The following is a 13,904-nucleotide window of genomic DNA, read 5'->3' as shown; positions in this document are numbered from 1 at the left end:
CCGCCTAAAGCAAATCAGGCGGTGTCGCTGCGGTTTTCAGCATGGCTACCGCCTCATCGATTGGCATAACGCGCTGCTCTTTTTCACCCAGCGTCCGAATGGCGACAGTGCCCTCCTCCTGCTCACGCTTGCCGACGACCAGCATATAGGGGACCTTGGCAAGCGAGTGTTCGCGCACCTTATAGTTGATCTTCTCGTTGCGCAGATCTGCCTTGGCGCGAATTCCAGCCGCTTCCAGCTTCGCCAAGACCTCGCCAGCATAGCCATCAATGTCCGACACAATCGGAGCGACCACGGCCTGTTCTGGGGCAAGCCATGCGGGCAACCTTCCGGCAAAGTGCTCGATCAGAATGCCAATAAAGCGCTCGTAAGAACCGAAAATCGCGCGGTGCAGCATGACGGGGCGATGCTTTCCGCCATCTTCGCCCACATAGGTCGCATCCAAACGGTCAGGCAAAACGCGGTCACCTTGGATTGTGCCAACCTGCCATGTCCGGCCAATCGCATCGGTGAGGTGCCATTCAAGCTTTGGCGCATAAAACGCCCCCTCGCCCGGCAGCTCTTCCCAGCCATAATCGTCGTTCGCCATGCCCGCTTCTGCTACGGCATCGCGCAATTCCTGTTCCGCCTTGTCCCAGTCCGCCTCTGATCCGAAGCGTTTTTCGGGTCGCAAGGCGAGCTTGACATGATAGGTGAAGCCGAAGTCCTGATAGACGCTGTTGGCCAGTTCACAAAAAGCGCGGACCTCTTCGACGACCTGTTCTTCGGTGCAGAAGATATGCGCATCGTCCTGCGTAAACTGGCGCACGCGCATCAATCCGTGCAGCGCGCCGTGGGGTTCGTTGCGGTGGCAGCAGCCCATCTCGCCAAGGCGGATCGGCAGATCACGATAAGATGTGATCCCCTGTTTGAAGACCAGCACATGCGCCGGGCAATTCATCGGCTTGATCGCCATCCAGTCGGCGTCTTTCTCCACCGAAGGCTTGGCCGCCCCATCACCGTCTTCGTCCACTTGCGGCACCATATCGGGGACGGCGAACATGTTTTCAGCATATTTGCCCCAATGGCCCGATTGCTCCCACTGGCGCACATCCATCAGCTGCGGCGTTTTGATTTCGCGGTAGCCGCTCGCGTCCATCTTGCGGCGCATATAGGCCTCCAGCTCGCGCCAGATCCGGTAACCCTTGGGGTGCCAGAACACGCTGCCATGCGCCTCTTCCTGCAAGTGGAACAAGTCCATCTCGCGTCCCAGCTTGCGGTGATCGCGCTTGGCGGCTTCCTCAAGGTTATGAAGATGCTGTTTGAGCTGCTTTTTGTTAAGCCAGCCCGTGCCGTAAATCCGCGTCAATTGCGCGTTGTTCTGGTCACCGCGCCAATAGGCACCCGCCACCCGCATCAGCTTGAACGCTTGCGGATCGAGTTTCCCGGTGGAGGCAAGGTGCGGGCCGCGGCACATATCGAGCCAGTCATCACCCGACCAGTACACCGTCAGCTCCTCGCCTTCGGGCAGCCCCTCGGCCCATTCGGCCTTGAACGCTTCGCCTTCGGATTGCCATTTGTCGATGAGCTGCTGGCGCGACCACACCTCGCGGCGAAGCGGTTTGTCCGCCTTGATAATCTCGCGCATCTTTTCTTCGATGGCAGGCAAGTCTTCGCTGCTGAACGGTTCGCGCGATGCCGGCGCCATCACATCATAGTAGAACCCGTCATCGGTTGCCGGGCCAAAGGTGATCTGCGTGCCGGGATAGAGCGCCTGCACCGCCTCAGCCAGGATATGCGCATAATCGTGGCGCACCAGCTCAAGCGCGTCGGCCTCGTCCTTTGCGGTGATCAGTGCAAGCTCGGCATCGCCATCGAACGGGCGGCCAATATCGCGCACTTCGCCATTGACCCGCGCGGCCAGTGCGGCCTTGGCCAGTCCCGGGCCGATTGCGGCTGCCACATCATAGGGCGTGGCTCCTTGTTCCATCTCGCGCACGGAGCCATCGGGCAGGCTTATCTTGAGCAGTTCGGTCATCGCGGTCTTGTCCGTTTCCAATTCTGATGCACGCCATGGCACAGCGCGGCGCGCGCTTGAAGCGGCGAGTGTTGTGTTTTGACCGATTGCGAAGGGGGCCGCCGTGCCGCCCTTCGATCGGGCGGCGGGGTGCCTGGTTTAGCGCACCGCGACCCGCCCCGGATCATCCGAGGTCGTGGTGGTAGTGGTCGTGGTGAGCAGCTTTGCCATGGCGATCCCATAGCGACTGCAATCACCGCTGTCACGCCCACTTCGCTGCTGCGCGGTGGCCTGGACATGGACCGGTGACGGGGGGTTTTGCAAAAGTTTGAGTTTCGCAGGACATCTTCAATTTCAGTCGCTTGTTTCGCAAAACAAAAACCCAAGTGTAACCTTTCCAATTCGCATCGCACCATCGCGGACCCGCCCCGCCCCATCACGCCCCATCACGCCCCGCCACAGGGCATAAAAAGCGCGAATGACAAACGCACTGTCCAACCTAGCAATTCGCCACCTTAGTAGGAAAGCAGGATGCGCCAGATGGAAAGCAAGCTTGACATTCGCACGAATCAATGACAAGTGTACTTTCCATATTTGAAAGGAAGCTTTACCAATGAAAAAACCGGAAAAGGCGCTCCTGTGGGCAGCTGTCATCATCGCAGCGGCGATCTACACGAACGAAATGGGCATGAGTGACAGCGCGAGCTTTGGCATCACAATGGGCCTGGTGGGCGCGGCGTGGGGCACCTTGCAAAGCGGCCGCGCGCGCTGCGCGAAAGGGTGCGCATAATGTCAGAGAAAACGCAAAACGGGCAATTTCTCGGTCGCGGTCCTGCATTCTGGGGCGCGATGATGGGCCTTAGCTATGCGGCACTTGGCGCATTGGCGGCGACGGGCGCGATTGAAGATGCCGCTCTTTTGATCTTGATGGTGCTGCCAATGGCTTTGATGATCCCGCTGGTCAGATCTGCTGGGGCGCGGATCGATGCCGGAGGGGAAAGCTGCTTTGCCAAGGGGGAAGCCCAAAAACGCTATCTAAAGCGAATTGCCATTTCCACATCGCTTTACATGCTCGCCATGGCTGGATTGGTTTTTGCCGTTAACACGCCGGGCGTACCGTTTTTCTGGACTGCTCTTGCAGCCTTGGCCCCGGGGCTCGCAACATTGGGGGTCTTTTGGGCAATAGGCCGACTGATTATCGAAGAAAAAGACGAATTCATCCGGATGCTCATTATCCGCCAATCGCTGATCGCAACAGCAATCGCGCTATCAGCGGCAAGCGTCTGGGGCTTTTTGGAGACTGCCAATGTCGTCCCGCACGCCGATGCCTATTGGTGGCCTGTCCTGTGGTTTGTGGGGCTTGCCATTGGCGCGGTGGCCAACAGACTGGAATATGGCGCATGGGGCGCAGTGTGAGGCGGCACAAATGAAAAACCGCCTCAAAGTCCTGCGTGCAGAGCGCGATTGGTCGCAGCAGGATCTTGCCGACCGGCTCGGCGTCTCGCGGCAATCAGTGAATGCGATTGAAAAAGGGCGTTATGACCCATCATTGCCGTTGGCGTTCACAATTGCCGAAGTGTTCGAATTGCCAATTGAGGCGATCTTTAGCCGCGAATGATCCCGCCCGAACGAAAAAGCCCTGCTGCTTTGATGAAATAGCTGCCTGAGCGTTAGCTCGCTGCAGGAAGGCTGGGCGTTCCAAAAAACGGGAAAGCGCGAGGAACGCTAAGCTGCAATCAATTGGGGCCAATACCAGACCAGCGCCGACGCGCTCAGCCATGCCGAAAACATAATGAGATAGGGCCATTTGCGCGGCAGCATTTCGGCCGCAAACAAAGTGGTCGCCGCCGTTCCTGCAAGCGCGATAAGAGCGGGAGTAGCCCCTGACATGCCCGCCGCTTGAGGCGATGTGAGGGCCAACGCAGCTTGGATCGCGGCATTCGTCCATTGCGCTGGCAAAAGCACAAGCAGCCAATCCGGCAATACGCCGGGCATCGCAAAAGCGGTGAGAATAATCGCCGCTTCGCCCATCACCACAAAGACAGCCATGCACCAGCCCAGACCCGGCATGGACCGTGCAAACAAAGCGCCGCGCGCCGCAAAGCTGAACGCCGCGATGACAATGGCTGGCACCATAACAAGCGCGCTGAAGGCAGCGCCGCTGGGAAACGCCGATGCGCCTGCGATAAGGGCAAGGCCGATGAGGGCAAGACCGATGAGGACAGCCAGCGTCACGCCGACCCAAAACCTGCCAGAAGCGGCCGCTCCAATCATGCCCGCCCCCATAAGAGCGAGAGTTAAACCGAGCGGCACTCCATCAGATGTGTCCAGCAACGCCAAAGCAGCCAGCGGTGCGGCGACGCCTGCAAGAACAACACTCAGCCAGGCTGCAAGCGGCCATTTGGGCGGTTGAACCGTGATTTCAGAATTCATGGGAGGTGCTTTGAGCGAACCGCTCTGCAAAGTCGAGCGAGGATACTGGCCCAATTCTTGAGGCCGCCTATGCGCTCGATCATGCCTACATCAAGCCCCCGTCACGCCCCGATCAAGCCTGGGTCACGATCCTTTTGGTGCCCGCAAGCTTGGCTGATCGAGCCCTGCCTCCGCTCGTAAACCGGTATTCGGTCACCGCACGGTCCAGGCCCAGTTCGATCATCATATAGCCGCGCTGCGATGTGTCAGACCATTGCAGCTCGGCATTTTCAGCGGTTAAAGCGCCCGCCATTGTGGTGGCGGGGATCATCGCAAGATAGCTTTCAAACCCCGGCGAGCTTACCGATGATACGCCAAATTCCACCCCGACGGCTTCGCCTTTATACGTCAGATTGAAATTCCACGCATTGTGGGTGTCACCGGCGAGCACGATCAAATTGGCATCCGCTTCCAATGCGGATTGGAACAGCCGGTCGCGCGCGGCGGGATAGCCATCCCAGGCATCCATGTTGAGCGGCAGACCCGCCTGCCGCGCGAGCGCGCCCGCTTCCAATCGGCGTTTAAGATAATCGGGCAGGCCTTGCGGCAGGGCCTCGAACAGCGATTGCGGGGCCTGCACTTTGCCCATCAACACCTGCTGCACCAGCACCTGCCAGCGCGCGCCGCGCTTCTTTGACGACGCCATCCCCTGCGCCAGCCACGCCTCTTGCCGCGCGCCCAGCATCTGGCGATCAGGATCGAGGTAATCTCCGCTAGCAAATTCGCGCAAAGAAGCGGTCATGGCATCGGGATCGGATTGGCCGCTCAACAGCTTTTCAACACTGAATTGCTCCTCGCGCCCTTCCAGCCGCGTGTCGAGGCGGAACAAAGTCGCCAGATCGCCAATATCATAGGCGGCGTAAGGTTCATCAGAAACGGGCATCCATTCGCGGTAGACCCGTTTGGCAATGGCTTTGCGCGTCTGCCAATCGCCTTCGGCAGCGCTTTGATGGTTTTGCGCTCCATCACGCCAGCTGTCATTGGCGCTTTCATGATCGTCCCAGATGGCAATCATCGGCAGCACCTGATGCAGCCGCTGAAGATCGGGGTCTGCGCGGTAGGTCGCGTAACGCAGGCGGTAATCGGCCAGAGTTATGATCTCTGTACCAGGAGAAAGCGCACTGCGATCGGGATGGCTCTGGCCGGGTGAAGGATAGGTGCCCGCGCCATATTCGTAGATGTAATCGCCCAGATGCACGGCGAGATCGCAATCATTCGCTTGGGCGGCATGGGCATAGGCGTTGAACCAGCCAAACCCGTAATTCGAGCAAGAAAACACCGCCAGTTTGAACGCGGCAGAAGAGCCCTGCGGCAGGGTGCGAGTGCGGCCCACGGGCGACATGCTGCCACCGGGCGCGATAAAGCGGAAATAATACCAGCTATCAGGCCGCAGCCCGGTGGCCACCGGTTTAACGCAGCCATCGCGCGCAGGCGATGCGGTGACGGTGCCAGCGGCAATGGTGGAGGTAAACTCCGCGTTTTCGCTCACCTGCCATTCGAGCGTTACAGGCGCATCAGCACCGTAGCGCGTCCACAGCAGCACCCGGTCCTGCCCCGGCTCTCCGCTTGCCACATTATGAGTGAAACCTGTTCCAAAAGTGCGCGCATGAAGCGGCGTTGCCGCCAATGACGCCCCCGCTCCTGCAAGAGTGAACAGACCGCGCCGCGAAACATTTGCGGCTGATTGGTTCTGCGGACGGGCGGGCTGAGCGGTGAAGGGTGTGACCATGCGTGTCTCATTAAGCTGGCGGGATTGCGAGTGTGTGACACCAATGGCATGGCCTGCGCATGAGCGATATTCAATTCCACGACATGCCAGATGGCCGCCGCATCGCCTTTCGCCGTACGCAAGAAAAAGGGCCTGCTGGAATAGGACCCGCGCTGGTCTTTCTGCCCGGCTATATGTCCGACATGGCTGGCGGCAAAGCGACCGCTTTGTTCGAGCATGCCAAGGCTGAGGGCCGCTCTGCGCTGCTGCTCGATTATTCCGGCTGCGGGGCAAGTTCGGGCGATTTCGCAGATGGCGCCTTGTCGCGGTGGCGCGATGAAGTGCTCGCCGTAATCGGCGCGCAGGTGGATGGCCCCGTCCTGCTTGTCGGATCGTCAATGGGCGGATGGCTGATGCTGCTGATAGGGCGCGCCTTGGGAGACCGGCTGGCCGGCATGATCGGGATCGCCGCTGCCCCCGATTTCACCCGCTGGGGCATTGATGACGCCCGCCGCGCGCAATTGGCCGCGGGCAAGACCGTTTATGAAGACAACCCTTACGGCCCTGACCCCACCCCCACGCATCCACTGTTCTTTCGCGATGCAGAGGCCAATCTGCTGCTTGAAAGCGACATTGATATCACCTGCCCGGTGCGCTTGCTGCATGGCCAGCGCGATACAGATGTGCCGTGGGACATATCGCTGAGGCTGGCAAAGGCGCTGCGTTCGGATGATGTACAGGTGACGCTGATTAAGGACGGCGATCACCGCTTGTCGCGCGATGCGGATATCGCTTTGTTAAAATCAGCGGTGCGCGGCTTTTATTGATGGACCTTCTCCCGTGCTCTTGACCTCAACCCTTATTGCTGCCGCTTTGCAGGTTGGCCCCAATCCCAGCGCTTTGCCGCCGATCAATCCGCATGATGAATTGCGCGACCGGCCTGCGCGTTTAGACAATCAGGAACCGGATAATCCCACCAGCAAATGGCTGGCTGAATGCCTCACGCAGCTCGAAACAGACCCGGCGCGCGCGCATTCGCAGGCGCAAATCCGCCTGACCGAAGCGTTGAGCGCGGCGGACACCGTCATCGCGCAGCATTGCCGGGGGCTGGCGGCGACTGAGCTTGGCCTGTGGGCCGATGCCAGCACCGCGTTTCTCGCCGCGCGCAATGGCTCCCCCGGCGATGACGCCCGCGCACGCGCAAGGTTTGGGACCATGGCAGGCAATGCCGCTTTGGCTGGCGGGGATGCGGGCAGAGCGCTGTCGCTGCTGGAAATTGCGCAGGGCGATGCCAGCAGCGCCGCATCGGCCACATTGGAAGCTCTCGCGGCAAACGATAAAGCGCGCGCGCTGGTTGCATTGGAACGTCCTGAGGAGGCGCTGGCATCGCTCGAACGCGCGACAGTGCTCGAACCCGGCATTGCTGAAAGCTGGCTGCTTAAAGCGACTTTGCTGCGCCGAATGGACCGATTGGCGAGTGCGCAAACCGCGATAGAGCGCGCGTCCGCCTTATCGCCGCAAAACGGTGAGATTGGGCTGGAAGCAGGCGTGATCGCGGTGCTGGCCGGGCGCGAGGATGCCGCACGCCATAGCTGGCAATCGGTGGTGGATACGCAAGCGGGCACACCCTTTGCCGAAACCGCGAAAGGGTATCTGGCGCAGATCGGCCCGGCTGAAAGCGTTTCTGCGCAGGCCTTACCCGCCCCCACTCAAACCGCCCCCGAACGCGCGCCCGCTGAGACCGCGCCCGCTGAAACTGCGCCCGCTGAACCCACATCGCCCACAATTCCCTATGAGGTGCCCGGCGCATGACCCGTTTCTCCGTCCTTGATCTTGTCCCCGTGCGCGAAGGCAGCACGATCAGCGACGCTTTCGCAGCCGCCACCGCCTTGGCCCAGGCTGCTGAGCGCCTTGGCTGCAACCGTTTCTGGGTGGCAGAGCATCACGCGATGGAAGGCATTGCAGGCGGCGCGACATCGGTTGTGCTCGCTTATATCGGCAATGCAACCCGCACCATCCGCATTGGATCAGGCGGCATCATGCTGCCCAATCACACCCCATTTCAGATCGCCGAACAATTTGGCACTCTGGATGCGCTGTTTCCGGCGCGCGTTGACCTTGGCCTTGGCAGAGCGCCGGGCGCAGGCCCGCAATTGCAGCGCGCTTTGCGCAAAGATCTGGCCCAGGCCTCGGAATATTTCCCCAATGATGTGGCCGAACTGCGCGCGCTTTTGACAGGCGATGTCGATCTGCCGGTCAAAGCCACCCCAGGTTTTGGCGCGAAGCCCGAAATGTGGATGCTCGGCTCCAGCCTGTTCGGCGCGCAGCTCGCAGCCAAACTGGGCCTGCCTTATGCTTTTGCTGCGCATTTCGCGCCCGATCATCTGGATGCAGCGCTGGAAATTTACCGCCGCGATTTCCAGCCATCTGCCGCGCTCAGTCAGCCTTATGTGATGGTGGCAATGAATGTTTTTGCCGCGAAAACGCATGAGCACGCAAAAACGCTCGCCTCCAGCCAGCAGCAAAGCTTTGTGCAATTGCGATCGGGCACGCCGGGCAAACTGCTGCCGCCGATCCCCGATTACCTTGATCAATTGCCCGCGCCGCATCAGGCCATGCTCGCCCATGTCGGGCAGGCGAGCGCGGTGGGCACGCCTGAAATGGTGCGCGATCAGATCACTGCTTTTGTCGAGCGGACTGGGGCCGATGAGATCATGCTGTGCGGATCAACCTACGATCCCGATGCGCGTATTTCTTCGCTGGAATTGACGCTGGAGGCGATGAACGCGCCGCTTCCGGCCTAAATCCGCGCGCCCTGCTGCGAGAATGCCTGCTATGACGCCCGCGTAAAACCTTTGGTCTGCCCTTCATCCGGGTTCAAACGTGCTTGCAGTCCCCCCATCAAAGCGCCTATTGCTCGCATGATAACAACAAAGCGGGACAATAATATTGCCCGCGCGCAGGATGTCAGGAGCGCCCTTGATGGCCACGAAGACGGCGAAATCCAAAGCCCCCAACACCAAATTTGCAAAGCCGCTCATTCAGCATCTTGAAGCGTCCTTGCTGCCGGGCGACACCCCGATGGACGACGCGCAACTGGACGAGGCCGCCCGCTTCCTGCTGGACGCCGCGGCCAAGCGCACACCGGGCAAAAGCGCGCTCAAACTGGAATCCACCACCGAAGAACGCCGCCGTCTGCAAATCGCTATTATCAATGATGATATGCCGTTTCTGGTCGATTCCATTGCAGGGGCGATCACCGCGCATTCTTTGAACATTGATTGCCTTGTGCATCCTGTCATCGAAGTTTCGCGCGATGATGATGGCGAACTGACAGGCCTTGCAAAACCGGATGAGGATGCAGAAGGCAGCCTTGCCGAAAGCTTCATCTATATCGAAACGCCGCGCATTGATGCGCGCCAGCGCCGCGATCTGCTCAGCACATTGCGCGCCACCTTAAGCGATGTGCGCGCAGCGGTTGCCGATTGGCGCAAAGTGCAAAAGGCGATGGAACGCGATGCCGCCAGCATGGGCGCGGCAAGCCCCGAAGCGGCCGCCCTTTTGACATGGCTCAACAATGGCATGCTCACTCAGCTGGGCCACCTCACGCGCCAGCGCGATGGCACCAACAGCAAAGCTCTGGGCATTTGCCGCCGCAACACAGATCCTCTTTTGTCCGATGCTTCCTACGATCTGGCGTTCGATTGGTTCGATGAAAATGGCGGTGATGGCCCGCCGCGCGATCTGTTGGTGATAAAATCCAACCGCATGTCATCGGTGCATCGCCGCGTCCCGCTTGACCTGTTCATCGTGCCCAATCGCGAAGACGGAAAAACCGCCAGCCTGTCCGTTCACACAGGCGTCTGGACCAGCGCTGCATTGGCCGCGCGGCCCGAAGATGTGCCGGTTTTGCGCGGATCGCTCGCGCAGTTGACCACCCAATTGGGATTTGATCGCAGCGGCCATGCCGGAAAAGCGCTCGTCCATGCATTCACCACATTGCCGCATGATCTGCTAATCGGATTTGGCAGCGAAGACACACGCCGATTGACCACGGCCATGATGAGCCTGGTCGATCGCCCCCGGCCCCGGCTGGTGCTGGTCAATTCGGCATTGCGCCGCCATGTCTTTGCCTTTGTCTGGCTGCCGCGCGATATGCTCAACACACAGACACGCCTGCAAATCCGAGATTTGTTGACCCAGGCACCCGGCGCTGCGGTTCTCAATTGGAGCCTTGAGGTTGAAGGCAGCACGCTGGCGATGCTGCAATTCCTGATCGACACCCGCACAGCCGACGCAGTGCCCGATGCCGATCAGGTCGAAGCGCAATTGGAAGAATTGCTGCGCGGCTGGGGCGAAGCGGTTGAAAAAGAGCTTTCCCAAACCGAAGATGCAGGCCGCGCCAATGCCATCGCTGCGCGCTATGCCGATGCATTCCCGGCCGAATACCGCGCCGAATATGGCGCAGGCGAAGCTGCGCGCGATATCGCCCGGCTGCGCGCGCTTGCCTCTGGCGAGGAGGGCGAAACGCAAAAGCGCGATGCACGGCTGTACCGGCTTGATAGCGCTGATGACGAAGGCGCGGACAATTGCCTGCGGCTGAAAATCGCGCATGTGGACGGCACTCTGACCCTGTCTGACACTGTGCCAGCGCTAGAGAACTTCGGTTTTCGCGTGGGATCAGAACGCAACATTGCGCTGGATGGCGGGCAGCTTGGCACGCTGCATGATTTCAAACTGGCGCTGGCTCCCGGCGCGGATGCTGATGCGCTGCTGAAACGCGCGGACATTATCGAAGGCGCGATTGCCGAAGTGCTGAATGAAAGCGCCGAGGATGATCCGTTCAACCGGCTTGTCACCGAAGCGGAATTGAGCGCGCGTGAGGCGATGTGGCTGCGAGCGATTTATCGCTATCTGCGCCAAACGGGCATGGGCTTTACCATTTATACCGTGGTCGATGCGCTCAGCGCCGCGCCGGGTGTGACCCGCGCGATCATCGATCTTTTTATCGCGCGCCACGATCCAGACTTTGACGGCGACCGGGACAAAGCGGTCAAATCCGCCAAAGATGCCTTTGACAAAGGCCTCGCCAAAGTGTCCGCGATCAATGATGACAGGTTGCTGCGATTGTACCGCGCGGTGATTGATGCCGTGCTGCGCACCAATGCCTTTGCAGATGCCGCAGACGAAGCGCTCGCGTTCAAAATCCAGTCTGAGTGCATTCCCGACCTGCCAAAGCCTGTGCCATGGCGCGAGATTTTCGTCTATTCGCGCCGGGTCGAGGGCATCCATTTGCGCAGCGGCGCGGTCGCGCGCGGCGGGCTGCGCTGGTCAGACAGGCGCGATGATTTCCGCACTGAGATTCTCGGCCTGATGAAAGCGCAGCGCGTTAAAAACGCAGTGATCGTGCCAACGGGCGCAAAAGGCGGTTTCTACCCCAAACAATTGCCCAACCCCGCTCAGGACCGCGATGCCTGGGCCGCCGAAGGGCAAGCAAGCTACGAAGTGTTCATCCGCACCTTGCTGTCAGTCACTGACAACATCGTAAAAGGCAAAGTCGTCCACCCTGACAATGTCGTCATCCATGACGGCGAAGACCCCTATTTCGTGGTCGCCGCCGATAAAGGCACTGCGCGCTTCTCCGATGTCGCCAATGGCATTGCGCAGGGACAGGATTTCTGGCTGGGCGATGCCTTCGCCAGCGGCGGTTCCAACGGATACGATCACAAAGCCATGGGCATCACCGCACGCGGCGGGTGGGTCAGCGTTCAGCGCCATTTCCTCGAAATAGGCGTGGATGTGCAGGAAGACAGCATCGAAGTTGTCGGCTGCGGCGATATGTCGGGCGATGTGTTCGGCAATGGCATGCTGCTTTCCAAAGCGATCAAGCTGGTTGCCGCTTACGATCACCGCCACATCTTTATCGATCCTACCCCCGATCCTGCTGCCAGCTGGAAAGAGCGCAAACGATTGTTCGATAAATCGAGCTCAAGCTGGGATGAGTATGACAAAGATCTGATCTCACGCGGGGGCGGCGTTTATGAACGCGGTGCCAAAAGCATCAGCCTTTCCAAAACGGCTGCCACCATGTTGGGCCTCGATGAAACCGAAATCGCGCCTGACAATCTGGTCAGCGCCATTTTGAAAGCGCGCGTCGATCTCATCTGGTTTGGCGGGATTGGCACCTATATCAAGGCGGAAAGCGAGAGCAATTCGGATGTCGGCGACCGCGCCAATGATCCCTTGCGCGTCAATGCGCGCGATCTGTCAGCCAAGGTTATCGGCGAAGGCGCCAATCTGGGCATCACGCAGGCGGGACGCATTGAATTTGCGCTCAAAGGCGGGCGGATCAACACCGATTTCATCGACAATTCGGCAGGCGTTGATTGTTCCGATAACGAAGTGAACATCAAAATCGCGCTCGCTTCTGCCGTGCGCGATGGCGATCTCACAGAGAAAAAGCGCAACAATCTGCTTGAGAAGATGACCGATGAAGTCGCCGCGATTGTGCTGGAGGATAACCGGCTGCAAGCGCTCGCTTTGTCGATTGCAGAGGCGGGCGGGGCAAAGGCGATGGATTCCTATATCCGCCTCATTGAACGGCTCGAAGAGCTGGGCGCGCTTGATCGCGAAAATCAGGGGCTCGCTGATAACGAAATGCTCAAACGCCGCGCGAGCGATGGAAAGGGGATGACCCGTCCCGAACTCGCGGTGCTGCTATCGACCACCAAGCTGGTGTTGCAAGACGCGATCGAAGCCAGCGATCTGCCCAGTGATCCCGCGCTCGAAACTGATCTGATCGCGATGTTCCCCGAACCGATGCGCGGCAGTTTCAAAGGCGCGATCACCGATCACCGTTTGCGCCGTGAATTGATCGCAACCGAGCTCGCCAATCGCATTGTCAATTCCATGGGGCCGCTGGCCGTGTTCGAACTGGCCGAGGAAGAAGGCGCGATGCTGGAAGCGATTGCTTCCACTTTTGTCGCGGTAGACAATTTGTTCGACATGCGCACTTTATGGACCGAGATTGACGATGCCAAAGTAAGCGAGGCCACCCGCATCGAATTGTTCGAACGCACCGGCCAGGCCTTGCGCGCGCATATGGGCGACCTGCTGCGCGCAGGGGCCGCACGCCAGCAGCCCAGCGATCTTGCAGGCGAATTGGCACCGGGGATCAACGAATTGGCAGGGACCACGCATGATCTCGTCATGGGTGAGACGCGGCGCCAATCCGATGCGATGCGCGACGAGCTGAAAGAGGCGGGAACGCCTGGGGGTCTGGCCGGCAAAATCGTCCAATTGTTCGAAATGGACGGAGCCGCCGGTCTTGCCCGCTTGTCACGCAATTCCGAAGTCAGCATTACCAAGCTTACCGCCGCCTTCACCGATCTGGGCGCCCGGCTCGGCATCGATTGGGCACAGCGCACCGCTGCCATGATGGAACCATCCGATGTGTGGGAGCGATTGCTGGTCGTGGGCCTTGCCCGCGATTTCCAGCAGATGCGGCTCGATCTTTTGCGCGCACTTCTCGCAGGAAAAGACACCGATCCCGAAGCCGCGATCCAGCAATGGGCCGATGACAATGCGGCCGCCATTCGCCAGTTCAAAAGCATGGTGGAACGCGCGCAGAACCAGAACCCTGTCGTTCCCACTGTGCTTGCGCAAATTGCAAGCCAAGCGCGCAATCTGCTTGAACCCTAAGACTTGACCTTGCGCTCAATTGGCGCA

Annotated in this window: 10 protein-coding genes; 7 read left to right on the top strand and 3 right to left on the bottom strand. The window is 59.8% G+C overall.

The genetic code is table 11. The annotated features are described in order from the left end of the window. Positions 1-4 precede the first annotated feature (4 nt). A complete protein-coding gene (gene thrS, locus AC0V6L_RS06270; RefSeq protein ID WP_486155060.1) occupies positions 5-2,017 on the bottom strand; it encodes a threonine--tRNA ligase in 2,013 nt (670 codons plus the stop codon). Positions 2,018-2,609: 592 nt separating this feature from the next. Between thrS and AC0V6L_RS06265 the strand changes: the two genes are divergently transcribed. From AC0V6L_RS06265 to AC0V6L_RS06255, 3 genes are read left to right on the top strand one after another with little or no spacing between them, the layout of a single operon-like run. Beyond that, the gene (locus tag AC0V6L_RS06265; protein WP_486153474.1) at positions 2,610-2,786 is read left to right on the top strand and encodes a hypothetical protein; all 177 of its coding nucleotides are present in this window, start codon (positions 2,610-2,612) and stop codon (positions 2,784-2,786) included. Then, a complete protein-coding gene (locus tag AC0V6L_RS06260) occupies positions 2,786-3,412 on the top strand; it encodes a hypothetical protein (protein ID WP_486153473.1) in 627 nt (208 codons plus the stop codon). The genes AC0V6L_RS06265 and AC0V6L_RS06260 overlap by 1 nt, the downstream gene beginning before the upstream one ends. Before the next feature lie 10 nt (positions 3,413-3,422). Then, entirely contained in the window at positions 3,423-3,614 is a 192-nt protein-coding gene (locus AC0V6L_RS06255; protein WP_486149286.1) for a helix-turn-helix transcriptional regulator, read from the top strand. Between the two features lie 107 nt (positions 3,615-3,721). Here AC0V6L_RS06255 and AC0V6L_RS06250 read toward each other — a convergent pair whose 3' ends face one another. Both AC0V6L_RS06250 and AC0V6L_RS06245 read right to left on the bottom strand, forming a co-directional pair. Further along, the gene (locus tag AC0V6L_RS06250) at positions 3,722-4,429 is read right to left on the bottom strand and encodes a hypothetical protein (protein ID WP_486153472.1); all 708 of its coding nucleotides are present in this window, start codon (positions 4,427-4,429) and stop codon (positions 3,722-3,724) included. A 112-nt stretch (positions 4,430-4,541) separates the two neighbouring features. Further along, the gene (locus AC0V6L_RS06245; protein WP_486153471.1) at positions 4,542-6,197 is read right to left on the bottom strand and encodes an alkaline phosphatase D family protein; all 1,656 of its coding nucleotides are present in this window, start codon (positions 6,195-6,197) and stop codon (positions 4,542-4,544) included. A 59-nt stretch (positions 6,198-6,256) separates the two neighbouring features. On the opposite strand from AC0V6L_RS06245, the gene AC0V6L_RS06240 reads away from it, so the two are divergent. The 4 genes from AC0V6L_RS06240 (at position 6,257) to AC0V6L_RS06225 (ending at position 13,877) form a co-directional block, all read left to right on the top strand. Continuing rightward, entirely contained in the window at positions 6,257-7,003 is a 747-nt protein-coding gene (locus AC0V6L_RS06240) for an alpha/beta hydrolase (RefSeq protein ID WP_486153470.1), read from the top strand. Between the two features lie 13 nt (positions 7,004-7,016). Continuing rightward, entirely contained in the window at positions 7,017-7,988 is a 972-nt protein-coding gene (locus tag AC0V6L_RS06235) for a tetratricopeptide repeat protein (RefSeq protein ID WP_486153469.1), read from the top strand. Next, complete coding sequence (locus AC0V6L_RS06230; protein WP_486153468.1) at positions 7,985-8,980, top strand: LLM class flavin-dependent oxidoreductase; 996 nt, start codon at positions 7,985-7,987, stop codon at positions 8,978-8,980. The genes AC0V6L_RS06235 and AC0V6L_RS06230 overlap by 4 nt, the downstream gene beginning before the upstream one ends. Before the next feature lie 178 nt (positions 8,981-9,158). Then, positions 9,159-13,877: an NAD-glutamate dehydrogenase gene (locus AC0V6L_RS06225; RefSeq protein ID WP_486153467.1), complete on the top strand. Its 4,719-nt coding sequence runs from the start codon at positions 9,159-9,161 to the stop codon at positions 13,875-13,877. The last annotated feature ends 27 nt before the right edge of the window (positions 13,878-13,904 follow it).

It is taken from the genome of Erythrobacter sp. JB1-15 (assembly GCF_057365035.1).
The sequence above is the reverse complement of the archived record's forward strand: the minus strand, read 5'-3'. Positions and strand labels throughout refer to the sequence as shown.